The organism is Bacteroidota bacterium (assembly GCA_039821555.1).
GTDB lineage: Bacteria > Bacteroidota > Rhodothermia > Rhodothermales > Rubricoccaceae > JBCBEX01.
Genome location: JBCBNX010000019.1, coordinates 20,854 through 43,181, shown reverse-complemented (window position 1 = coordinate 43,181; position 22,328 = coordinate 20,854). Strand labels below are relative to the sequence as shown.

Genomic DNA, 22,328 nt, shown 5'->3' with positions numbered 1-22,328 from the left:
GCGGAATCAGTCGGCGCGGAACGAGAGCACGGGCGGGGACACACCGACGAGGTATCGCTCCAGCGCTGCGAGGGCCGTATCAAGATTCGAGGTTGGCGCGAGCATGAAGTCGAAGAACGGCTCGGCGAGCGGATCGTGAAAGCCGATCCGGAAGCTAGCCGGCGAGGCGCCGACGAGGAACGCGGCATTTAAGTCGAACGGATGCCGCAGGCTCAGGGCCACTTCGGGCCCCTCGGCCCACAGCGATGCGGCTTGCGCAGCCTTCGGCAGCCCCGTGACCCGGCGGTACTCGTTCGGCTGCAGCACGCGGACGCGTCCGATGAAATCGTCGGGGGCGTAGACGACGTGTCCGCCTCGCGACACGGGGATGACGTTGGCCGAGGGCACGTCGAGGCGTTTGAGAAAGCGCCAGACGCTACGGACTGCATCGTCTTCGTCGGGGAGCACCACCAGCACCTTGCGTGCCGCTGGGTGACCGCTCCAGGCCGCCGCGTTCCGTTTTTCTGCCGCAGCCGAAGCGATCCGATAGGCCCATCGCCCACGCCACGAATCAAGGACAGACGGAGCAGGCGGCTGGGTCACGGGCGCGTAGAGGAAGCGGGAGACAGATCGTGCTCAAACTCCCACCGCAGGAGCCGTGTGTCAACCGCCGACTGCTGTGAGGTCCAACGCCTCGGGCATGACAGTCGAGCCGTTGCCTGACTGGTTTGCCATAGGCAGGGGCCCTAACGATACCAAGACCTGATGGGCTGGGCGTTCGTGGTAGAGGATCTGCGCGGCGAGGTGGTTGAACGCGAGCAGTGACCCGTCAGCCACACGCACGTGGTGGCGGAGGTAAAGAGTCGAGGTGGCACTGTTCCAGGCCTCGCGGATGGGGCCACGTTCCTTAGGAGGAATCCGGTAGTCCCACGAGGCCCCAATGAGCTCGTTAGGCGAGGCTAGACCCAGAAGCGACGCTGCCGCGTCGTTGGCCTGGCGGATGAGGCCGTCCTGCACCACCAGCACCCCGTAGGCGAGCAAGTTGGCGAGCACGCGCCATCGTGCCTCCGTCTCTTCGATCTCGCGTTCGTTCTGCTCCATCACGGCCTTCCGAAGCGCGGACAGTTCGCGATGACTCTGCACCCGCTCGACGGCTTGGTCAATGACGTGGGCAAGCCCTGTCGGCGTGAATTGGGCCTTGACGATGTAGTTGGCGGCACCCGCGCGAATCGCCTCTACCGCGACACGCTCGTCGCCGGAGCCCGTAACCATCACGACAGGAAACGGCGCTTGCTCGCCCGCCTCGGCCAGTTGCTGCAGAAAGTACAGCCCGCTCTCGTCAGGCAGGCGATAGTCGAGGACCACGCAATCGGGTGGCGCTAAACGATAGCACTCCAGTCCCGCCTCAACCGTTTCGGCCTCAGCGATGTTATAGCGGCGACCTTCCACGCGGCGCAGAAGCCGGGAGAATGTGCCCCGGTCAGCGACAGAGTCATCCACCAGCAGGATCTGCAAGGTAGGCTGTGTGGTCCGGTCGTCCATGGCAAAAGGTGCGCGGTGACAGACGGAGCCCTCAGGCGAACGAAGGCGGCGGGTCCCCCGCTTCGATGAACGCGAGTATGTGGCGAAGCTTGGTTCTCAACTCGGCGAGATCAACAGGCTTCGTTAAGTAACTTAGCACATTGAGTTGCTGGCAGTGCGATATATCCGTCGGATTTTGAGACGTGGTGAGAATGATGACGGGGAGATCGCGCAACTGCTCGTGTGCCCGCAGTTCTACGAGCACATCGCGCCCGTCTGTGCCTGGGAGGTTGAGATCGAGCACCAACAGTCGAGGCAACGGCTTCTTCGCATCCAAGAGCGCGGCGTAGTAATCGAGCACATCGTCGCCGGTCGCGTAGTGGTGCAGCTCGCCCGTAAACCCGATAGCTCGCAGAGAGCGACGCACCGCCTCGTAGTCCTCAGGACTGTCCTCGACGTAGACCAGCGGAGGATGCAGATCAGGCACGCCGCTCACATCGCGGGTTGTGGATGCTCTGACGTTTGAATCATTCGCTCCCGTTCCGAAGGCAGAGCGATTGGGCAGCGCTTCTTGGGGACGGAGATGTCCGAGCGTGAAGTACCATGGAGCAACGACGAGGTCAGTGACGATGTGGGGTGAGTGCATCGTGCAGGCACAAACGAGTCAACAGTGGACGGGTGGCGTCGATTTCGCTCTCAGTGCTTTGGTACAATACCGTCTCTACGGGGCGACTGGGAACGAAAAAAAGAAGGTAGACCCTTCTCCGAAGTCAGAGGTGACCCAGACTACGCCACCATGGCGCTCCACGATCCTGCGAACGATCGTCAAGCCCGCACCCGAACCACCACCGTACTGGTCGCGCCCGTGCAGTCGGCGGAAAATGCCGAAGACTGCTTCGAAGTGCCGCGGCCGGATGCCAATGCCGTTGTCACGAACGAAGAGCAGAACGTGGTTTTCAGGCAGTCTTTCCAGTTGGTTCTCGCTCAGGCGTGCTACAGGGACACTCCCCACTTCGATGATCGGAGGCTCGGACTCGTTGTACTTCAGTCCGTTGGAGATGAGGTTCGCAAACACGTCCACGATCCGCCCTGCGTCGCCGAGCACGACGGGCAAGTCGCCCACTACATCGACGCGACCTCGCTTCTCGGACAGGCGCGCGTGAACGAGTTCTTTGCTCTCCTCCAGTGCGCGTTCGATGGGTACCTCTTCGGCAGTAAGCTCGTGGCGCCCCACGCGGGAGTATTCCAGCAACGAATCGATGAAGGTGTCCAGCCGCTGCCCGAGCCGTGCGATGGTGAGCAACTTGGCCTGGCCGTCTTCGCCTAGTTCGTCTGCATAGTCCTCGATGAGAAACTGAGCGTAGTTAGTGATGCCCCGCAGGGGCTCTTTCAGGTCGTGGCTGGCGATATACGCAAAGGCGTCCAACTCCGCATTGGAGCGGGTCAGGTCTGCGTTGAGCCGCGCTAGCTCCTCAGCGCGCTGGAGGATGACCCGGACGAGCACCCGCCGAAGTTCGCCTGCCATCTCAACGTCGGCGTCCGACCAGGCCGTTGCCTGCCCCGTCACTTGCTCTTGCCATGCCTCAAAGCTGGCACGCGGGTGGAGCGTGAGCGTGCCGTCTTCCTCGACGTGGGCCTGCTTCTGCTGGCCGCCCCACGTCACCGTCTGCGGCTCTTCCTTCCGGAACCAGACAACCGCGCTCGTCCAATCATCGGCGACGGAGACCGCGAGCATCCCTGCGCAGTCTTTTGCGATAGGAGCAAGACGTGCGGGCAACACGTCGCGCAGGGAGTCCGTCTGCACGAGCGTGCGGCCTGCTTCATGGTTCCGGTCGGCAATCCAATCGAGCAGCGCGTAGACGTGCTCGCTCGATGGCGTCTGACCGAGGAGGCACACTTCGTCTTCGAGGCAGACCGCGATGCCATCGGCGTCGAACAAGTCGAGCGCGGAGAAACGCCCTGGTTCTTCGCCGTACTCGTCGCCGTGCTTGTCTTCCGCCATGCCACATAGGACAGACGTGATGTGCTCGGCCTCGACCGTCCGCTCGACCAGCCTCGTCAGGTGCTGCCGCGCGTCGGCAGCCACGGACGTAGCGAATTGCTTGCGCCGGAGCGCAAACTGCATGGAGAAGACCTGACCGAGCAGGTCTGACGCCGCCCTGAGGCGATATGGGACGTAGCGAGGGGCGTAGTGGTGGCACGCGATGAGCCCCCACAGTCGTCCTTCATCCAGCACCGAAATCGACATGGAGGCGGCCACCCCCATATTTTTCAAGTACTGGATGTGGATCGGTGAAACGCTGCGCAGCACGCACGCACTCTGGTCGAGCCGTTCTCGGGTCAGCGGGTTGCGCTCCGGGACGAGAGCCGCTGTCTCGGCCTCCACCGTGGGGATAAGGCGAAGGGTGTTTTTCGCGTAGAGCGTGCGCGCCTGGGCGGGGATATCGGATGCAGGAAAGCGCAGACCTAGAAACGAGCCGATCCCCTCGCGTGCCGCTTCGGCGACCACCGCGCCGTTCCAGTCGCGGTCGAAGCGGTAGAGCATCACCCGGTCGAAGCCGGTGAGTCGCTTGACCTCCGTCACGATAGCATCTTGCAAGGCCTCTACCGTAGCGGCCCTGTTGAGCGCCCGGATGGCACGCTGCACCGGCTGCGGCTCGGGATACCAAATGGCGTCCTCGCTAGGCTCCAGTTCCAGGACAGTACCTCCCTCCTGCCGGTGTCCGATGACGTTGACCCGCACCCCACTGTGCGTCACGAGCGGGAGCGGATTCAGTTCGCTCCAGTCCTGCCCGTCTCCGAGGGCACGCATCAGACGAACGCCGTCCGCATCGACAAAGCACGCTGAGCAAGGCTGATTCAGCACGTCTTGGGATTCACGTCCGATGAATATGCCCACGTTCGCACTCACCTGTACGACTGCGCCAGCACGGTCTACCACGAGCAGCGCGCCGTGCGCCTGCACCGTTCCTGGGATATGGATGGGCTCCCGATCACAATTGGTGACGGTCACGTCCACGTCGGTAGCGATGTGCGTACTGGCCTCCATCACGTCGTGGCGAAGACGGGGTGGTTCATCCACGTGTGCATGAGGGCAAACGTGGCGAAGGCTGCTTCGCACATGGCATCTTGTTGATCGGAGTAGCGCTGGCCAAACGTGTCCAGGGCCCCCCGAAAGGAGCGCCACCGAGGGCCGCGCTTGACGCCGTAGTTGTGGTAGTAGGCGCCGCCCGTCCTCGGCGTGACGCCTAGCGACCGAACGAGGTGCCGTCCGATAATGCCGCCGCCCAGCGTAGCTCCTTCCAGCACGTAGCTGATCCCAATCGCCTCAGACAAGGTGGAAGGCACGGGGATCTCGCAGCGAGGCAGCGCGGCCAGGTCAACGTCTGTCACGCCTAGATAGGCCAGGTCTTTTCGTAGCCATGCCTCCTTAATGCCCAGCGCGGCGTTGGGAACCCAGGCCTCGAAGTGGGGCACCTGCGCCAGCGCCGCTTCGGTCGGGGCAACGTAGCCGTAGAGGCGTTTAAGGTGATCGACGTACCGTTCCTGGGTCAGGTCGTGCGCGAGGAGGAGCGCCAAGGCCGGGCTCCGTTCTAGAACCTGGTGAGGCACACGCGTCGCGGCCTTAAGCATCGAAGCCGTCACAATAGGGAGGGGCATTTGAGAAAGGGCAAAGCAACATAGACAGACGTTCAAAACGACCACAATCAGGGATTTCCTGAATTCTCCCATCGTTTCTCCTACGTTTCGCCTGGCCATCGCGTCCCCGTTCCTTCATCAACCTTCGCCCGAGTGGGGCGTACTGCGTTCCTCTTTCCGCTTCCCCCGCCTCTGCTCCATGCACGACCTCGTCACCTCCTCACTGCCCGACATCCAGCAGTCGCCCGACCGCCGCGGCGTTGCCATTGAGCGGGTTGGCATCTCGAACCTGCGCTACCCCCTCTCCGTCCTCGATCGCGAGCACGGCTCGCAGCAGACAACGGCTACCCTCGCGCTCTCGGTGGCCCTGCCCGCCGAGATTAAGGGGACGCACATGAGTCGCTTCATCGAGGTCTTGTCATCCTACCAGGGCGTCCTCTCGACGCAGAGCCTCCCGGAGTTCCTGGCGCGGCTGCGGGAGCGCTTGAAGGCCCCCGTCGCCCAGATCGATGTCTCGTTCCCGCTCTTTCTCGGCCGGGCAGCGCCCGCCACCGGAAAGTCGGCGTTGATGGACTACACCTGTGCCCTCTCCGCTGAAGACGACGGCACGCATGTCGACATTGTGCAGCGTGTGGAGGTTCACGTCGCCAGCCTCTGCCCGTGCTCGAAGGAGATTTCCGACTACGGCGCCCACAACCAGCGGGGGCGAATCGATATAGCCGTTCGCACTGCCCGGGAGGCCGACGGGACGCCTTCGATGATCTGGTTCGAGGAGTTGATCGAGCTCGCAGAGCAGTCTGCCTCGTCGCCCCTCTACCCGCTGCTCAAGCGCGAGGACGAGCGCCACGTGACGATGGCGGCCTACGACAACCCCGCGTTCGTCGAGGACATTCTCCGCAACGTAGCCGTGCGCCTTCGTGAGGACGCACGCATCTCCTGGTTTGACGTCGGCGTCACCAACTTCGAGTCGATTCACAACCACAACGCCTTCGCGCGGGTGTCTTGGGTGCGACCGGGAGCCTAGAGGCTGTCATGAACTAGAACGGCGCCCAGCGCTCAAAATTGACGTCTCCAACGCTCAGCACCGCCCTCCAGAGTCATTCTCGACCCTGATCGGGAATCCATGCGGTTTCTCACCTTACCCCGCCAGCGCATCGATCCCCGCCTTCGCGGGAATGGCGGCTAATTATTTAGGGGCCGAGCCAGACTACGGTTTCTATGACAAGCTCTAGGTATCGTCCGTCACACGTTGAATCCGGGAGCGAGGAGGTCTTGGTACTCCTCACGGTGACGTCGGACGTAGCTCGCGATGAACGGGCAAAGAGGCATCACCTTCAGGTCGTGATCCCGCGCATAGGTGAGCCCCGTTTTCGCGAGGCGGCTCCCTACTCCTTTGCCTTCCCACTCAGCCGGAACCTCCGTGTGCGTGAAGACAATCCGTGCGTCTTTGGTCACCATGTATTCGGCCTTCGCCAGGAGGCCGCCCTCCGTGACCTCGAAGCGGCTCTTCTCCGTGTTGTGGAGGACAGCAAGCGTACTCGGATCAGCGGACATGGCTCAGGTGCGATGAGGAGGTGGGGTGTCGGACTGCTACTAGATAGTTCCGTCAAGTGAGCGTTTCCGGCTCGCTGGAGTCTCCTAGCGCTGATTCTCTAACGCGTTCAGGAGTTCGAGGTAGTAATCGTAGGAAATCAGGACAGCGTGCGGGTCGTTGTTCTTCTGCACAAGGATCGCGCTCTTAACCTTCTTCGCGCGGTCGAGCAACTCGGTGGTGTTCGAGCGCAGTTCGGTGATGGTGGCGACGGCTTCGATGCCGCGGGTGCTATACATAGGAGTGGAGAGGTTGGACACACGGAAGCATATGGGAATCTAGGCATAAACATCGGGACGAATTGATCTAGTGATTTCGGGTCTTGAACCGCGCACGCGCCGACTCCCGCTCTGCGTGGTGCCCCCGCCTTCCCGCATTTCTCACGCCCTCCGCGAAGCGAAATAGGGACGCCGTGGTATACTGATGCGAACAGTTACACACGGACCCAACCCCGCACTCCCATCATGGCATCCGGCACCTACGACGTCCTCGTCATCGGCTCGGGCCCGGGCGGCTACGAGACCGCCATCCGCGCCTCGCAACTCGGCTTCAAGACCGCCATCGTCGAGAAAAACAAGCTGGGCGGCGTCTGCCTCAACATCGGCTGCATCCCCACGAAGGCGCTGCTCAAGAGCGCTGAGGTGATGAAGCAGTTGACCCACCTGGCCGACTATGGCCTCACGTTCGGTGGCGACGGCGCCAGTCCAGCCATCGAGCCCGATTGGGCGGCGGTCGTGAAGCGCTCGCGCGGCGTGGCCGACAAGATGAACAAGGGCGTCCAGTTCCTCATGAAGAAGAACAAGATCGACGTTGTGTTCGGCAAAGCCACGCTGGTGGGCGGCGGCAAGGTGACCATCGAGCCGAGCGAGACGATGGACGGCGACACCATCGGCGAAGCGGGCGAGATCACGGCCAAGCACATCATCATCGCCACGGGCGCGCGGGCGCGGGAGTTGCCCTCCCTCCCCATCGACGGGAAAAAGATCCTCTCCTACAAAGAAGCGATGCTCCAGACTGAGCGCCCCGACTCGATGGTGATCGTCGGCGCGGGCGCCATCGGCGTCGAGTTTGCCTACGTCTACCACAACATGGGCACCGACGTGACGGTCGTCGAGTTGCAGGACCGCCTCGTCCCCATTGAGGACGTGGACGTGTCGAAGGAGCTTGCGCGAGCCTACAAAAAGATGGGCGTCAAGATCATGACCGGCGCGTCGGTCGACCATGTGGACACGTCGGGCGACCAGTGCCTAGTGACTATCAAGACCAAGAAGGGCGAGGAGACGATGGTCGTGGACCAGGTGCTCTCCGCCGTCGGCGTCGTCGGCAACGTGGAAGGCTTCGGCCTCGACGAGGTGGGCGTCAAGGTCGAGCGCGGCGCGATCCAAGTCGACAAGTTCTACCGCACCGGCGTGGACGGCCTCTACGCCATCGGCGACGTCATCGGCGCGCCCTGGCTCGCGCACGTGGCCAGCCACGAGGGGATCGTCTGCATCGAACGCATCGCCTTCGAAGAGGGCAAGCTCGACCACAGCCCGCACGCTGTCGACTACAACAACGTGCCTGGTTGCACCTACTGCCTCCCGCAGATCGGCTCCGTCGGCTACACCGAGGCTGCTGCGAAAGACGCGGGCTACGAAATCAAGGTCGGAAAATTCCCGTTTGCGGCCTCCGGTAAGGCCGCGGCCGTCGGCGACCAGACCGGCTTCGTGAAGGTCGTCTACGACGCGAAGTACGGCGAACTCCTCGGCTGCCACATCATCGGCTACAGCGCCACGGAGATGATCGCGGAAGCCGTCACAGCGCGCACACTGGAGACGACGGCGCAGGAGATCATGGACACCATGCACCCGCACCCGACGCTCTCGGAGGCGGTCATGGAAGCCACCCGCGACGCCTACGGCATGGCGATCAACGCTTAGCCTGCTCGCGAGTACGCACAGCACGCGCAAACACAGAAGCGCCCCCGGTCCCCGTCGGTACCGAGGGCGCTTCTTTTGGGCGCAGCCGTGGTCTGTCGCGAGCCGTGAGACGCGACCGCGGCCGTCGCCCTAATCCCATCCGTTCTTTTGGAAAATGGAGCGGAACCAGCCGATGATGCCGCCTTCGTCCTGCTCCCGCCACCGCTCAAACGCCTCCGACTGCATCAGCCCAACGGGGCCACGGTGGATACCGCCGTCAACCCAGCCATCGTAGACGCGCACGGCAACCGTGTTGGTACCCTCGCGCAGCACATCGGCAGGAATGGTGTAGGCACGCAGGTCCTGCCACTCGTCGCCGCGTACCTCGCGCCGGTCGATGCGGCCGGTTCCTCCAACCCGCTGTCCGTTGACGAAGGCCTCGTCGAGGTCGTCGACCAAGCCGAGCACCAGGACGCGACTGTCGCCTTCCCAGTCTTTGAGCGTGAAGGAGGTGCGATACCACGCGAAACCGTCGAGTTGCCAGTAGCCCTGCTGCTCCCAGCGACCGGGTACCGTGATCGTGTTCCAGTTGCGGTCGTCGAAGCCGGGTGCTGACCAGCGCCGGTCGTCGCCGGGTTGGAATTGCCAGGCGCCAGCGAGATCCACCTCCATCTCCGGCGCGTTGCGAGCCGCGTAGATGCCGATCTTTCCCTCGACGATGCCGCCGCCGAGTTCATCGTCGTAGACGCGCACCGTCAGGACGTTGTCGCCGCGGGTGCGGAGGTATTCACTGGGGACGCGGTAGATGCGGAGGGAGTGGTACCCCGTCTCGTAGGCAGGTCCGAGCCGTCCGGTCGAGCCAACGAAGTGACCGTTGATCCAAACCTCATCCACGTCGTCAACACGACCTAGGTGGAGGAAGAGCGTCCGGGCAGCGTCGGCGGGTCGCACCTGGAACGTGGTACGGTACCACGCGAAGCCATCGTAGCCCCAGAAGCCTTCGTCTTCCCAAGCAGCGGGGACAAAGATCGACTCCCAGGCGCCGTCGTCCGCAGCGGTCGCCCAGGACAGGTTGTCGCCGAGGCGGAACTGCCACGTGCCGCGCAGATCGACGATGCGCTGCCAGTCGTTGTTGGGCTCGCCCTCGGCTTGCAGCGCAAAGCCGCAGACCGGAGGCACATAAAACAGCAGGAGGAATAGGACGACGCGCATGACGAGGGCGTGGTGTGACGAACACTCCCAAGAAACGAGCAGGGCGAGCGCCGGTTGTCACCCATCGTTCGCTACCGTGTCAACGATTGTCACGACCGAAGCGGCTACCGAATGGGAAGCACAAAACCGACCAGAGGAGGCTGGCTGAACGCGGTCGGCTCTTCGCTGTCTCCTTCGAGCAGGGAAGCGATGAGGTAGTGGGACGCGACCGCAATGCCGCTACCGAGGAGCGCCCCCACGACGATGTCCGACGGGTAATGCACGCCGTGCCACACCCGGCTCAGCGCCGTCGCCGAGGCCCAGAGATATGATGGCGCGACGACGTACCACGCCGGGTAGGACAAGCTCAGCGAGGTCGCGATGGTAAAGGCAAGGCTCGCGTGCCCCGATGGAAAGCTGTAGCGGTCGATGACATCGGTGGGGCCAGCTCCGCGACGCTCTATGCCGTCTAGCACGAAGAAGGGACGCGGGCGTCGAATCACGTTCTTGAGCAGCGTCACCGTGCCATAGGTGCCGAGCCACGAGGCCGAAAGCGCGGTCGGACCCTGCAAGTCTCCACCTGTGAGCAGGGCCCCTCCCCAAACGACCGGGGGAAGGCTCAGAATCAGAGGCACCGAGGCGACATGGACACCCTTCATCGCACCCGTAAATATCGGGGCATCTATGGCGTAGACAACATGAGTGAGGCGCGCATCGATGGACGTGTGTGAGTCCGTCCTGCTAACTTCGGCATGCTGCGCCGCAACATCGGCAGAAACGAAGGGCGTCCAGAGCAAGGCGATGAGGAGGAGGTGGCGCATAGGTAGCAAGTCATGGGACCGTCGTTGTGCCGAACTTCCGCACCAATGCCTCGGGGACTCAACCCCGACCCCGCGCTTTTTCACGCCCTCCGCCTGTACCGTGCCTACCCGCTTTGTCTACTTCGACCTCGACGACACCCTCCTTGACCACCATGCGGCACAGGATGCAGCGCTGGCAGCACTCCACGCAGACTTCGCTGCCCACTTTGACGGACACGACCTCGCCGATGTGCAGTCCGTCTATGCATCGGCAAACCGTCGCCTGTGGCAGGCCTATGGCGAGGGCCGCATCACCCGCCACGACGTCCAACGCGAGCGCTTCGGTGCCCTCGTCGATGCGTTTGACCTGACCGGCATCGAAGCGCACGCGCTCGGGGAACACTACATGGAGCGCTACGCGGGGGCATGGCGTTGGATGGACGGCGCCAAGGCGGCTTTTATGGCCGTGGCTGATCGGTATCCGGTTGGCATCCTTACCAACGGGTTCGCGGAAGCCCAGCACGCCAAGTTAGATCGCTTTCCTGTGCTCCGCGACCGTGCAGTCGCGATCGTGGTGAGCGAGGAAATCGGGGTGATGAAACCTCGGCCAGGCATCTTTGCGCACGCAACCGAGGCTACCGGCGTCTCCGCCGAGGAGGTACTCTACATCGGCGACTCGTGGCACTCCGACGTCAAAGGCGGGACTGCGTTTGGCTGGCACGTCGCTTGGTTTCGCGGCGATGTCCGACGCGCCGAAGGCCACACCGGGGTGACGGTACTTACCAACTGGTCCGACCTGGATGGTCTCCTGGGGGAGTCACCCTAGCCGATCCAACACCTGCGCTACGAAGAACGACAGCGCAGCGGGGTAGAGCAGAATCGTCAGCGCCAACCCACCAATGGCACCGCCCAGGTGCGCTTCGTGGGCGATCCGCCCGCCACCCTGACGGGAGGCCTGCACCGAAAACACCACGTACAACACCGCGAAGAGGATGGCGGGCATCGGAATCGCGAGAAATATGTAGAGTAGCCCAAACGGGTCGAACAGACAGTAAGAGAAGACCACACCGGAGATCGCGCCTGAGGCTCCCACGGCCGAATAGGTCGGATTCTTTCGGTGTCGGGCCATCGTCAGCGCATTGGCAGCCACGTCAGAGCCGATGTAGAGCAGTGCGAACCGGACGGGCCCCAGAATTCCCTCGACTACGGGTCCGAAGAAGAAGAGGGTGACCATGTTGAACGCGAGGTGGGCAATCCCGACATGGAGGAAGCCCGCTGTGATGAAGCGATACCATTCCCGGTCACGCAGCACCTGGGCTGGACGGAACGCCATCCGCCCTACGAGGCTCGGGTCGGCAGAGGACGTGTAGACCCCGATCAGCACGTTGACGATGAGCAGGAAGAGCGTGACGGGCGCGTCTAGAAACATCGGCGGCCTGGTGGTGGGTAAGGGTCGAGGCCGTTACACGCGACCTATGAGGTTCTGTTGCTCTCCCCTCCTGTCTCGCGCTTGGTGCGCCCTCGTTGCGCTAGCTTCCGTCTCCACCTCAACCCATCGTCATGTTCATGCTTGTTCGCACCAGGCTCGTCGCCTTTGCCCTTTCCGCGCTTCTGTTCGCCTCCACGGGGTGCGAGGACCGCGCAGAAACCGTTGGCCAGCAGTTGCTCGGCACATGGAGCGTCGCGGGCGGCGACAGCTTCCGCTCGGCCACGGCGGGCCAACAGTACACCTTTGCTGCGGACGGCACCTTCACTATCCGGGAGCAGCGGCGGCTAGGCCCCGCGGGGACGTTGCGCGCAGCCTACGAGGTAGCACGCGATGGCTCCATCACGTTCCGCGATGCTGCCGCAGTGCAGCAGTATCGTCCCTCCTTTGCAGGGGATACGCTTCGACTCCGTACTGAAGACGCCACGGACACGCTCACACTGGTGCGTCAGAGCCCTCTTCCCTGACCAGGGGTTTCCCGGTTGCCGTGTCCGAACAGTCCTACACGGAGTTCCGAGGTGCTATGACACGGTGGACGTTTTGGCTGTTATATATTGCCGTTGCAACAGTCATATGGTCTCCCAGGCCGTGCTTGCACACAAGTATTCTCTGAAGCGACAGACATCAACTGCCGACACGCCGTACTCGGTTCAACACTGTTCCGACCTGCACCTCTCCCCACGCTCATCCTCCCAATCACGCCCCCACTTCTAGCACGCCACGTCCTGTTCCGCCTCTCCCTACTGCGCACGTGCACATCCCCAGCGCACGGAGGAGCCGCCATTCAAACCGGCGGCTCCTTTTTCTTTGGGCGCTGCTTTTTGTGAGCCCTACGGTTGGGAGGCCCCGAGTAGCGTCGCAGCCCACTGCCACACATCGTCCACTCCTGTTTTCTTTGCCGCGCTGGTTAGCACGATTGGGAGCGCGAGGTCGCGGGCCTTCAGGGTTTTGCGCAGTTTGGCGACACGGCTCCGCTGCTGGTTCTTGGACAGCTTATCGGCTTTTGTCAGCACAATTACGTTGGGAATCACCCCGCCGCGCATAACCTCGAACAACTCGACATCGAGCTTCTGCGGCTCATGACGGCTGTCGACTAGGTGGAACACGACGCGGAGTGGGTCACGCTCGGTGACAAAGCGTCCGATGAGCTGCTGCCAGGCAGCCCGCTGCGTCTTGGAGATCTTGGCATAGCCGAAGCCCGGCAGATCGACTAAGTAGAATCCGCCATCTCCAACTCCAGGGATCGCCACGCCCTCGTTGACGAGATAGTAGTTCAACTCCTGCGTCTTCCCCGGAGTGTTGGACGTGCGCGCAATCTGACGCCGCCCCACCAGCGCGTTGAGCAGCGAGCTTTTCCCTACGTTGGAGCGGCCAACGAACGCAATCTCTGGCCGGCCGTCGTCTGGCAGCTGATGCCATTTGGCAGCGCCCTTGACGAAGCGGATCGACTTGATGTCCATACGAAGAAGCGTGAGGGAAAGAACGTGCTAAGGTGCGGACGTACGCGACATCCACACCTTCGCAGTTTAGAGCGGCCGCACGTGGCTAGGCGACGCGTTCAAGGTGGGCTTTGACCGTCTCGCCCATTGCGGCAGGGTTGAGGATGGTCGTGATGCCGCACTCGTCCATCGCCTGGAGCTTGGCATCCGCCGTGCCCTCACCCCCCGACACAATCGCGCCGGCGTGGCCCATGCGGCGACCCGGAGGTGCTGTGCGGCCCGCGATGAAGCCAAAGACGGGCTTCGTCATGTTCTCTTTCACCCAGTAGGCGCACTCTTCTTCGGCTGAGCCGCCGATCTCGCCGATCATCACGACGGCCTCGGTGGCCTCGTCCTCCGCGAAGAGCTTCATGGCGTCGATGAACTGTGTGCCGATGATCGGGTCGCCGCCGATGCCAACGGCGGTGGTCTGCCCGAGGCCTTCGCGCGTGAGTTGGTCCACGCACTCGTAGGTGAGCGTACCTGAGCGTGAAATCACACCGATGGGCCCCTCGGAGAAGATCATCGTCGGCATGATGCCCACCTTGCACTCGCCGGGGGTGAGGACGCCGGGACAGTTCGGCCCGAGGAGGCGAGCGCCGCGCTCGGTGACGAACTCGTAGGCCATCGCCATGTCACGCACGGGGATGCCTTCGGTGATGCACACCACGAGGTCCACGCCTGCATCGGCGGATTCCATGATGGCGTCGGCGGCGAAGGGCGGCGGGACGAAGATCACGCTCACGTTAGCGCCCGCCTTCTCGACAGCCTCAGAGACGGTGTTGTAGACCGGCCGGTCGAGATGAGTCGTCCCCCCCTTGCCAGGGGTCACGCCCGCGACTACGTTCGTGCCGTAGCCCAGCATCTGCTCGGTGTGGAAGCTGCCCTCCTTGCCAGTGATGCCCTGGACGACGAGGCGGGTGTTCTTGTCTACGAGGATGCTCATGGGGAAAGGCCTGGCGCCTAGGATGGATGATGGTCGGGAGACGAAACGCGGCAGTAAACTACCGCCCTCGCCGTATCTCTCCGGCCCGTTTGCGGAGGTTTCACAGCCTGGTCGTAGGTTCTCGTCCCCACTCACCGCGCCCTGTCCTATGTCTGAACCTGACGCTCTTCTTCGATTCGTTCGCGAGGCCCTTGCCCTTGGCCGAGACCGCGCTGAAATCGCCGCAACCTTGCGCGACGCTGGGTGGCCCGAGGAGCAGGTACACACCGCCCTCCGGTCGTTCGCCGATGTGGACTATCCCGTCCCTGTCCCGCGGCCCAAACCCTACCTCTCGGCGAAGGAGGCGTTCTGGTACCTCGTCCTTTTCACGACGCTCTACCTCTGGGCGATCTTCTTCGGCGTGCTGCTCTTCGACCTGATCGACGTAGCCGTACCCGACGCCACGGACCCCGACTACACGCTTCGCTACCGCGCAGACGGCATCCGGTGGGCCATCGCAGCCATCCTGGTTGCTTTTCCAACGTTTCTCTTCATGGCCCGCTTCATCGGGCGCTCGCTTGAGCGGGAACCAGAGAAGCGCGCATCGAGGGTGCGCAAGTGGCTGACCTACCTGACGCTCTTTGTGACGGTCTGCATCCTTGTGGGTGACCTGATGTCGCTCTTGTACAACCTCCTGAGCGGCGACCTGACGCTCCGATTCCTGCTCAAGGTCGTTGTTGTGGGCATGATCGCGGGCGGCATCTTGGTCTTCTACCTGCTCGACCTGCGCCGCGACGACGCCCCCCTCGAACAACAGCGTTCCGTCTGGTCCCGACGCATCGGCATGGGCCTCAGCGGCGTCATTGCGGCTGGCATCGTAGCTGGCTTTTTCGTCATCGGCTCGCCGACCACGGCCCGAGGCGTGCAGCTCGACGACCAACGCATCGACGACCTTCGCTTCGTCGAGTCCTCGCTCGCAACGTACTGGGCACGCGAACGAACTCTCCCTGCCGACTTGACCGAGGTGACCGCGATCGAATACCGCTCTGACGACGTGCTCCTTGATCCAGAGACTGGGGTTGCTTACGACTATGAGGTCCGTTCTGACTCGACCTACACCCTTTGCGCCACCTTCGACGCGCCGAGACCGGAACAGCGCTACACGCCGCCGAGCACCGAGATCGTTCCTGAAGGCACAGGGCGGCAGTGCTTCAACCTTAACGCCTCGAACTGAGGTGATTCTCACCCGACGAGATCACCATCGCCTTTGGTAGGCAGCGTCGACGCACCCACCAAGTAGGTGTCGATGGCCCGCGCGGCTTCGCGGCCCTCGGAGATCGCCCAGACGACGAGTGAAGCCCCACGCCGGTTATCGCCTGCGGCGAAGACGCCGGGGTGGTCCGTCGCGAAGCGGTCGTCCGTAGCGATACGCCCGCGCTCGTCAAGTTCAACCGGCAGTTGCGCCACGAGTGGCTCTGTCTCGGGGCCCGCATAGCCAATGGCGACCAGCACGAGGTCGGCCCGCCACTCGCGCTCTGTCCCTGGCACCGCCCGGCGACGCCGGCGTCCATCCTGCTCGGTTACCTCCACGTCGAGCGTTGTGAGGCGGCATACCTCCTCCTCGCCGTGCAACGCTTGCGTGGCGACGGCCCAGACACGCTCGCAGCCCTCCTCGTGCGAACTGCTCACCTCCAGCGTGTGCGCGACGAACGGCCAGGGCTGGTCGGTCGGGCGTTCGGTGGGCAGCGCGGGCCAAATGTGGAAATTGGCGATCGAGGCCGCACCCTGGCGATTCGCCACGCCGATACAGTCCGAGGCCGTATCGCCGCCGCCAATGACGATGACGTGCTTGCCCTTTGCGTCGATGGATGGCGGCGCGACCCCGGCGACACGACGCGTGTCCTGCCAGAGATACTCCCAGGCGTAGTGCACACCGTCTAGAGTGTCACCGGGGACGCCGAGCGGGCGGGGGCGCGTGGCTCCGGTTGCTAGGAGCACCGCGTCGTGCTGTGTGCGGAGGTCCACGAACGTCACGTCGCGGCCAACCTCAACGCTGCACCGGAACTGGATGCCCGCCGCTTCGAGCAAGGCAACGCGGCGTTCGACGACGTGTTTTTCAAGCTTGAAGTCGGGGATGCCGTAGCGAAGGAGCCCGCCGGGCTGTTCGTCGCGCTCGAAGACCGTGACCCCGTGGCCGACACGCCGGAGTTGCTCCGCCGCCGCGAGCCCCGCAGGGCCGCTCCCGACGATAGCGATGTGCTTCCCTGTTGCCTGCGTGGGCGTGGCAGGCTGCACCCAGCCCTCCTGAAATGCGTGCTCGGCGATGGCCTGCTCGATGTGCTCGATGGTGACAGGGTCCTCGATCAGGCCGAGCACGCACGCCGACTCACAGGGGGCGGGGCAAATGCGACCGGTGAACTCCGGGAAGTTATTGGTCGCGGCGAGCCGCTCGTAGGCGTCGCGCCAGCGGCCGTCCATGACCGCGTCGTTCCAGTCGGGGATGGCATTGCCGAGCGGGCAGCCGCTCTGGCAGAACGGCACGCCGCAACCCATGCACCGGCGCGCCTGTTGCGTAACCTGTTGCTCGACAAGCGGGATGTACACATCGCGGTCGTCACGCACGCGGGCTGCCACGTCGCGGCGCTGAGGTCCCCGCCGGGGGCGCTCGATAAAGTCGAGGTGGTCTTTCGTCATTGGTTGCTCTTCTTACGTCTCGGGTCACTTGTCCGCACTAGCCAGCCAAGACGATGACCCAGTATTTCCTATTCGCTCTTTTCCCGGTCACCGAAGCCCCAGTCGCGTCCCGAGGTGCGCACGGTGTACCTCGCCAAATCCCGGTCGGAGGCGATGCCATCGCCGGAACTAGTCGGCCCTTCGAGGGCGCGTCGGTACTCGGTCGGGTAGACCTTGACAAACCGCCGCAGCGACTCGGTCCAGGTATCTAGGAGCCTGCGGGCCAGGTGGCTGCCTGTCGTGTGGGCATGTGCTTCGATCAGGTTGCGCAGTGCGACCGAATCCGGGCTGGCAGGTTCAACCGCGAAGAGATCGACCATCTCGGGGTTGCAGCGCTCAGCAGCAAAGCGTCCGTCGGTATCCAGCACGTAGGCGAGGCCGCCTGACATGCCCGCCGCGAAGTTGCGACCGGTCGCACCAAGCACGACGACTCGACCGCCGGTCATGTATTCGCACCCGTGGTCGCCGACGCCCTCCACGACGGCCTCAGCGCCGCTGTTGCGCACGGCGAAGCGCTCGCCCGCCCTACCGCGCACGAAAAGCCGCCCCGAGGTCGCCCCGTAGAGCGCCACGTTGCCGACGATCACGTTGTCCTCGGCGACGAACGACGCCGCGACAGGCGGCCGTACCGAGATGGTGGCACCCGAGAGGCCTTTCCCGAGGTAGTCGTTCGCGTCGCCTTCGACGTGGAGCGCGAGGCCGCGGATGCCGTATGCGCCGAAGCTTTGTCCAGCGGAGCCGGTCGCCCAGACCGTGACAGCCCCGTCGGGATAGTCGTGGTCATACTTCAACACGCGCCGGGCCATCGCGCCGGAGAGCATCGTCCCGAAGGACCGGTGCGTGTTCTTGAGTGCGACACGCAGCGTGAGCGGCTCCAGGTCGGCCGGATCGTCGGCGTCGAGCAGGCGCGGGTCGAGGCGCTCCTGGATCGCGTCGATGAAGCGGTGGTCGATCTTGCTCCCCAGGTCGTGGTCTTGCTGGTAGACGACGTAGGGCAGCAGCACATCGGGCGTGCGAGGCTGCGCCAGGATCGGACGCAAGTCGAGGCCCGCACGCTTCCGTGCCGACGGCCGCTGCCGCTCGTCCTCCGTCGGTTCGTGGCGTCGAAGTCGACCCACGCGGCCGACCATCTCGGCGACGGTGCGGAAGCCCAGGCGTGCCATGAGGCGCCGCAGGTCTTGCGCGACGAGGTGAAAGTATTCAACGACGTGCTCGGGGGTGCCCGCGAACTTCTTCCGGAGCGCTGGATGCTGCGTGGCGATGCCAACAGGGCACACGTTGAGGTGGCACTTGCGCATCATCACGCAGCCCATCGCCACGAGCGGGGCTGTCGCGAAGCCAAACTCTTCAGCGCCGAGCAGGGCCGCGATCGCCACATCGCGGCCCGTTTTGAGGTGGCCGTCGCATTCGATGGTCACGCGGTTGCGGAGGCCGGTCGCCACGAGGGCCTGCTGCGCCTCGCTGAGGCCGAGTTCCCACGGGAGGCCCGTGTGTGCCACGCTCGTCTGCGGCGAGGCGCCGGTGCCGCCGTCGGACCCGCTGATGAGGATTACGTCCGCTTTCGCCTTTGCGACGCCTGCGGCGACCGTCCCGACGCCCGCCTGCGCAACGAGCTTGACCGAGATCCGCGCCTTGGGACGCGTGTTCTTCAGATCGTGGATGAGCTGCGCGAGGTCTTCGATCGAGTAAATGTCGTGGTGCGGCGGCGGCGAAATGAGCCCAACACCCTGCGTCGAGTGGCGGGTGCGCGCGATCTCGTCGTTGACTTTCTTGCCAGGAAGCTGGCCGCCTTCTCCCGGCTTGGCCCCCTGCGCCATCTTGATCTGGATCTCGTCGGCCCCGGCGAGATATTGGATCGTAACGCCGAAACGGCCCGAAGCGACTTGCTTGATCGCGCTCCGCGCTTTGTGCGTGCGGGCATAGCGCTTCGGGTCCTCCCCGCCCTCGCCGGTGTTGCTCTTGCCGCCGAGCCGGTTCATCGCCACGGCCAACGTCTCGTGCGCCTCGGCGGAGATGGAGCCGTACGACATCGCGCCGGTCTTGAACCGCTTCACGATCTCGGTCCACGGCTCAACCTCGCTGAGCGGGATCGCGCGGCTGGTGTCCGCGCTGTCGTCATCGTCGAACTCCAGCAAGCTGCGCAGCGTGCCGCGCTGCGCGTTCGTGATGTCGACAGCCTCGGCGAACTGCTGGTAGCTCTCATAATTCCTCGTCCGGACGGCATGCTGCAGATGGCCGATGGACGCGGGGCCGTAGTGGTGACGCTCGCCCTCGCGCCGCCAGCCATAGCGACCGCCCACGTCGATGGCCGACACGCCGTCCCGGTGTGTCTCCTGGAACGCTGTCGCGTGTCGACGCACGGCCGACTGTGCGATATCGGCAAGGTCGGCGCCCTCGATGCGCGTCGGCGTGCCGGTGAAGTAGGCGTCGACGACGGATCGTGCCACCCCCAGTGCCTCGAATTGCTGCGCCGACTGGTAGCTCTGGAGCGTCGAAATGCCCATTTTCGACATCACCTTCAGCAGTCCTTTACCGAGGGCCTTGACGTAGTTCGCCTCCGCCTTACTCTGGTCAAAGCCATCGCGCCCGGCCGCGTTGCGGATCGAGTCGAGGGCGAGCGTCGGACAGATGGCCGTTGCGCCGTTGCCGAGGAGGCACGCCATATGGTGCACCTCACGCGCCTCCTGCGTCTCGATGACGAGTTCGCAGCGCCCGCGACGCAGCGTGCGCACGAGGTGGTGGTGGACTGCTCCTGCCGCCAGAAGCGACGGGATGGGAAGCCGAGCGGGCCCCGCCGCGCTATCCGAGAGGACGAGAATGGTAGCGCCAGCGCCGATGGCGGCGTCGGCAGCTTCGCAAAGTGCGTCCAGGCCTACGTCAAGCGCCCTCCCAGCATTGCCTGCAGCTTCCCCGTCTCCTGTCGTCCAGGTCGCGTCAAGGGTAGCAGTACGGAAGGCCGGATACGCTTTACCGTAGGCATGCAACGCGGCGAGATCGGTCTGGGTTAGGATCGGCTGATCGAGGCGGATGACCTCGCATGCCTCCGCGGTTGGCGCGAGGAGGTTACCCGTTGCGCCGAGGTGGATCGAGAGTGCCGTGACGAGTTCTTCGCGGATCGCGTCCAGCGGCGGGTTGGTGACCTGCGCAAAATTCTGGCGGAAGTAGTCGTAGAGCAGCCGCTGCTTGTCCGACAGCACGGCTAGCGGCGTGTCGTCGCCCATCGAGCCGAGCGCTTCCTTGCCGCCGCGCGCCATCGGCGGGAGCAGCAGCGTGAGGTCTTCGAGCGTGAAGCCGAAGAGACGCTGACGGGTGCGTAGGTCGTGCGCCGAGCCTTGCTCGTCCCGTGGCGAAAGGCGCTCAGCCGCCCCCTGGACCCGTGCAAACGGTACGAGGTGCTGGTCGAGCCACTTCCGGTAAGGCTTCTTCTTGGCGATAGTCGCTTTGATATCAGCGTCGTCGATGATGCGACCGGCCTTGAGGTCGAGCAGGAGCATCCGGCCGGGCTCCAGGCGACCCTTTCTAACAATCCGAGCAGGGTCGAGGTCGAGCACGCCCGTCTCTGACGACAGCACGACGAGGCCATCGTCTGTCACGGTATAGCGCGACGGTCGCAGGCCATTGCGATCGAGAACAGCACCGAGAAATCGACCGTCGGTGAACGGGATCGTAGCGGGGCCGTCCCACGGCTCCATGAGACACGCATGGAACTCGTAGAACGCCTTACGTGCGGCGTCCATCGTCCCCGTCCCTGGCTCCCCTTCGTGCTGCCACGCCTCGGGGATCATCAGCATCACGGCCTCCGGCAGCGTGCGCCCGCCGTGCACCAACAACTCCACGGCCGCATCGAGCGACTTCGAGTCGGAGTCGCCAGGCGTCATCACGGGTCGGACGTGGTCGAGGTCGGCCCCGAAGTCTTTCGACGAGAACAGCGCCTCACGGCTGCTCCACCAGTTGCGGTTGCCGCGCACCGTGTTGATTTCGCCGTTGTGGCAGAGCATCCGAAACGGCTGCGCGAGATGCCACTCCGGCAGCGTGTTGGTGCTGAAGCGTGAATGGACCACCGCGAGCGCGCTTGCCAGCGTGGGGTCGCGCAGATCGGGGAAGTAGGCGCTCAGTTGCTCGGGGATGAGCATACCCTTGTAGACAAGGGTGCGGCTAGACAGGCTGATCAGGTGGAAGCCACGCGGCAGCGTTTCGTGCTTGCCGGCGAGCGCGTGGGCTGCCTTGGTGGCCCGGCGGCGGAGCACATAGAGCCGCTGCTCGAACGGCGCGCGTCGGAAGCTGCGCCCTCGGCGGACGAAGACCTGGAAGATGGCTGGCTCGTTGGAGCGTGCCACCGGTCCCAACACGCCGCTCTTGACGGGGACGCGGCGCCAACCGAGCACCTTCATGCCCTCAGCGCTTGCGGTGTCCTCAAACAGGGAGCGGTAGGTCTGCTGCGCTTCCAGATCCTTCGGCATAAACACCACGCCGACGCCATAATGGCCTGGGCGCGGAAGGCGAACCTCGCGCAAGGCGGCCTTCGCTTTGAGGAAGGCGTGCGGGAGCTGGAGCAGGATGCCTGCACCGTCCCCAGACGCCTCGTCGCACCCGTATGCTCCGCGATGGTTGAGGCGCTCCAGGACTTCGAGCCCGTGCCGGACGATCGTGTGCGACGGCGTATTGGTGAGTGTGGCGACGAAGCCCACGCCGCACGCGTCGTGATGCTGTCGAGGATCGTAGAGCAAGCGCTGTGTCTGGGCTAGAGCAGGGTCGTCGGGAACGGGTGGTGGGACAGACATGACACCGGGGGGAAGGCGCAGGAGATGTGTGGTGCGGGCGCGCACATGGGAAGATGTATGGACACAAAACGGACAAGAGCGCGGGCACACAAGCGCGCGTTTAGTGCCTTCTTGTCCCCAATGGCTAGGCTATCTGCTTGAAAAGCCCTTCCATCTTCTTTTCAGAAGCGCTTCCAGAAGCCTGCGCGCGTTCCTGGCTTTTTTCCTGCAAGCGCTTCCCTTCTCCATACCTTCACATGTGCTCTTCAGCGTTCCGAACAGTGACGGCATGGGCCCGTTCGTGTATGCTGTAGTTCAGACTTTTCA

General features: G+C 64.0%; 19 protein-coding genes. 5 read left to right on the top strand and 14 right to left on the bottom strand.

Annotation, left to right across the window (positions count from 1 at the left end; translation table 11 throughout):
* Nucleotides 1-6: 6 nt before the first annotated feature.
* The 5 genes from AAFU51_16045 to AAFU51_16025 form a co-directional block, all read right to left on the bottom strand.
* Nucleotides 7-582 carry a hypothetical protein gene (locus AAFU51_16045; protein ID MEO1572770.1) on the bottom strand — a complete coding sequence of 192 codons (576 nt, stop codon included), beginning with the start codon at nt 580-582 and terminating at the stop codon, nt 7-9.
* A gap of 60 nt (nt 583-642) precedes the next feature.
* Nucleotides 643-1,521: a response regulator gene (locus AAFU51_16040; protein MEO1572769.1), complete on the bottom strand. Its 879-nt coding sequence runs from the start codon at nt 1,519-1,521 to the stop codon at nt 643-645.
* 31 nt (nt 1,522-1,552) lie between these two features.
* Complete coding sequence (locus AAFU51_16035) at nt 1,553-1,987, bottom strand: response regulator (protein ID MEO1572768.1); 435 nt, start codon at nt 1,985-1,987, stop codon at nt 1,553-1,555.
* A gap of 234 nt (nt 1,988-2,221) precedes the next feature.
* A complete protein-coding gene (locus AAFU51_16030) occupies nt 2,222-4,549 on the bottom strand; it encodes an ATP-binding protein (protein MEO1572767.1) in 2,328 nt (775 codons plus the stop codon).
* Nucleotides 4,549-5,160 carry a biliverdin-producing heme oxygenase gene (locus tag AAFU51_16025; protein MEO1572766.1) on the bottom strand — a complete coding sequence of 204 codons (612 nt, stop codon included), beginning with the start codon at nt 5,158-5,160 and terminating at the stop codon, nt 4,549-4,551. The genes AAFU51_16030 and AAFU51_16025 overlap by 1 nt, the downstream gene beginning before the upstream one ends.
* A 178-nt stretch (nt 5,161-5,338) precedes the next feature.
* On the opposite strand from AAFU51_16025, the gene folE2 reads away from it, so the two are divergent.
* The gene (folE2, locus tag AAFU51_16020) at nt 5,339-6,163 is read left to right on the top strand and encodes a GTP cyclohydrolase FolE2 (protein ID MEO1572765.1); all 825 of its coding nucleotides are present in this window, start codon (nt 5,339-5,341) and stop codon (nt 6,161-6,163) included.
* A gap of 218 nt (nt 6,164-6,381) precedes the next feature.
* Here folE2 and AAFU51_16015 read toward each other — a convergent pair whose 3' ends face one another.
* Nucleotides 6,382-6,693 (bottom strand): GNAT family N-acetyltransferase, encoded by a 312-nt coding sequence (locus AAFU51_16015; GenBank protein MEO1572764.1) that lies wholly within the window; start codon nt 6,691-6,693, stop codon nt 6,382-6,384.
* 84 nt (nt 6,694-6,777) lie between these two features.
* Nucleotides 6,778-6,969: a type II toxin-antitoxin system Phd/YefM family antitoxin gene (locus AAFU51_16010; GenBank protein MEO1572763.1), complete on the bottom strand. Its 192-nt coding sequence runs from the start codon at nt 6,967-6,969 to the stop codon at nt 6,778-6,780.
* 225 nt (nt 6,970-7,194) lie between these two features.
* Between AAFU51_16010 and lpdA the strand changes: the two genes are divergently transcribed.
* The gene (gene lpdA, locus AAFU51_16005) at nt 7,195-8,649 is read left to right on the top strand and encodes a dihydrolipoyl dehydrogenase (GenBank protein MEO1572762.1); all 1,455 of its coding nucleotides are present in this window, start codon (nt 7,195-7,197) and stop codon (nt 8,647-8,649) included.
* A gap of 129 nt (nt 8,650-8,778) precedes the next feature.
* On the opposite strand, the gene AAFU51_16000 is transcribed toward lpdA, so the two are convergent.
* Together AAFU51_16000 and AAFU51_15995 are read right to left on the bottom strand one after the other, a co-directional pair.
* On the bottom strand, nt 8,779-9,840 hold the full coding sequence (locus tag AAFU51_16000) for a beta galactosidase jelly roll domain-containing protein (protein MEO1572761.1): 1,062 nt from the start codon (nt 9,838-9,840) through the stop codon (nt 8,779-8,781).
* A 104-nt stretch (nt 9,841-9,944) separates the two neighbouring features.
* A complete protein-coding gene (locus tag AAFU51_15995; GenBank protein MEO1572760.1) occupies nt 9,945-10,640 on the bottom strand; it encodes a phosphatase PAP2 family protein in 696 nt (231 codons plus the stop codon).
* 100 nt (nt 10,641-10,740) lie between these two features.
* On the opposite strand from AAFU51_15995, the gene AAFU51_15990 reads away from it, so the two are divergent.
* Entirely contained in the window at nt 10,741-11,445 is a 705-nt protein-coding gene (locus AAFU51_15990) for an HAD-IA family hydrolase (protein ID MEO1572759.1), read from the top strand.
* Here AAFU51_15990 and AAFU51_15985 read toward each other — a convergent pair.
* A complete protein-coding gene (locus tag AAFU51_15985) occupies nt 11,437-12,048 on the bottom strand; it encodes a rhomboid family intramembrane serine protease (GenBank protein ID MEO1572758.1) in 612 nt (203 codons plus the stop codon). The genes AAFU51_15990 and AAFU51_15985 overlap by 9 nt on opposite strands.
* A 137-nt stretch (nt 12,049-12,185) precedes the next feature.
* Here AAFU51_15985 and AAFU51_15980 point away from each other — a divergent pair, with 137 nt between their 5' ends.
* Entirely contained in the window at nt 12,186-12,572 is a 387-nt protein-coding gene (locus tag AAFU51_15980) for a hypothetical protein (protein MEO1572757.1), read from the top strand.
* Between the two features lie 363 nt (nt 12,573-12,935).
* On the opposite strand, the gene yihA is transcribed toward AAFU51_15980, so the two are convergent.
* Nucleotides 12,936-13,565 carry a ribosome biogenesis GTP-binding protein YihA/YsxC gene (yihA, locus tag AAFU51_15975; protein ID MEO1572756.1) on the bottom strand — a complete coding sequence of 210 codons (630 nt, stop codon included), beginning with the start codon at nt 13,563-13,565 and terminating at the stop codon, nt 12,936-12,938.
* Between the two features lie 85 nt (nt 13,566-13,650).
* Complete coding sequence (gene sucD / locus AAFU51_15970; GenBank protein MEO1572755.1) at nt 13,651-14,529, bottom strand: succinate--CoA ligase subunit alpha; 879 nt, start codon at nt 14,527-14,529, stop codon at nt 13,651-13,653.
* A 148-nt stretch (nt 14,530-14,677) separates the two neighbouring features.
* Between sucD and AAFU51_15965 the strand changes: the two genes are divergently transcribed.
* Nucleotides 14,678-15,742: a DUF5671 domain-containing protein gene (locus AAFU51_15965; protein MEO1572754.1), complete on the top strand. Its 1,065-nt coding sequence runs from the start codon at nt 14,678-14,680 to the stop codon at nt 15,740-15,742.
* A gap of 8 nt (nt 15,743-15,750) precedes the next feature.
* Here the strand turns inward: AAFU51_15965 and AAFU51_15960 are convergent, their stop codons facing one another.
* Both AAFU51_15960 and gltB read right to left on the bottom strand, forming a co-directional pair.
* Nucleotides 15,751-17,202, bottom strand: coding sequence for a glutamate synthase subunit beta (locus tag AAFU51_15960; GenBank protein MEO1572753.1), 1,452 nt, complete (start codon nt 17,200-17,202; stop codon nt 15,751-15,753).
* Between the two features lie 68 nt (nt 17,203-17,270).
* Entirely contained in the window at nt 17,271-22,022 is a 4,752-nt protein-coding gene (gene gltB, locus AAFU51_15955; protein ID MEO1572752.1) for a glutamate synthase large subunit, read from the bottom strand.
* Between the last annotated feature and the right edge of the window lie 306 nt (nt 22,023-22,328).

What these genes read in the sequence shown, in the direction of transcription:
- AAFU51_16040 (MEO1572769.1), bottom strand. Translation starts at nt 1,521, where the DNA reads ATGGACGACCGGACCACACAGCCTACCTTGCAGATCCTGCTGGTGGAT.
- AAFU51_16030 (MEO1572767.1), bottom strand. Translation starts at nt 4,549, where the DNA reads ATGGAGGCCAGTACGCACATCGCTACCGACGTGGACGTGACCGTCACC.
- AAFU51_16025 (MEO1572766.1), bottom strand. Translation starts at nt 5,160, where the DNA reads ATGCCCCTCCCTATTGTGACGGCTTCGATGCTTAAGGCCGCGACGCGT.
- folE2 (MEO1572765.1), top strand. Translation starts at nt 5,339, where the DNA reads ATGCACGACCTCGTCACCTCCTCACTGCCCGACATCCAGCAGTCGCCC.
- AAFU51_16015 (MEO1572764.1), bottom strand. Translation starts at nt 6,693, where the DNA reads ATGTCCGCTGATCCGAGTACGCTTGCTGTCCTCCACAACACGGAGAAG.
- AAFU51_16010 (MEO1572763.1), bottom strand. Translation starts at nt 6,969, where the DNA reads ATGTATAGCACCCGCGGCATCGAAGCCGTCGCCACCATCACCGAACTG.
- lpdA (MEO1572762.1), top strand. Translation starts at nt 7,195, where the DNA reads ATGGCATCCGGCACCTACGACGTCCTCGTCATCGGCTCGGGCCCGGGC.
- AAFU51_16000 (MEO1572761.1), bottom strand. Translation starts at nt 9,840, where the DNA reads ATGCGCGTCGTCCTATTCCTCCTGCTGTTTTATGTGCCTCCGGTCTGC.
- AAFU51_15995 (MEO1572760.1), bottom strand. Translation starts at nt 10,640, where the DNA reads ATGCGCCACCTCCTCCTCATCGCCTTGCTCTGGACGCCCTTCGTTTCT.
- AAFU51_15985 (MEO1572758.1), bottom strand. Translation starts at nt 12,048, where the DNA reads ATGTTTCTAGACGCGCCCGTCACGCTCTTCCTGCTCATCGTCAACGTG.
- AAFU51_15980 (MEO1572757.1), top strand. Translation starts at nt 12,186, where the DNA reads ATGCTTGTTCGCACCAGGCTCGTCGCCTTTGCCCTTTCCGCGCTTCTG.
- yihA (MEO1572756.1), bottom strand. Translation starts at nt 13,565, where the DNA reads ATGGACATCAAGTCGATCCGCTTCGTCAAGGGCGCTGCCAAATGGCAT.
- sucD (MEO1572755.1), bottom strand. Translation starts at nt 14,529, where the DNA reads ATGAGCATCCTCGTAGACAAGAACACCCGCCTCGTCGTCCAGGGCATC.
- AAFU51_15965 (MEO1572754.1), top strand. Translation starts at nt 14,678, where the DNA reads ATGTCTGAACCTGACGCTCTTCTTCGATTCGTTCGCGAGGCCCTTGCC.
- AAFU51_15960 (MEO1572753.1), bottom strand. Translation starts at nt 17,202, where the DNA reads ATGACGAAAGACCACCTCGACTTTATCGAGCGCCCCCGGCGGGGACCT.
- gltB (MEO1572752.1), bottom strand. Translation starts at nt 22,022, where the DNA reads ATGTCTGTCCCACCACCCGTTCCCGACGACCCTGCTCTAGCCCAGACA.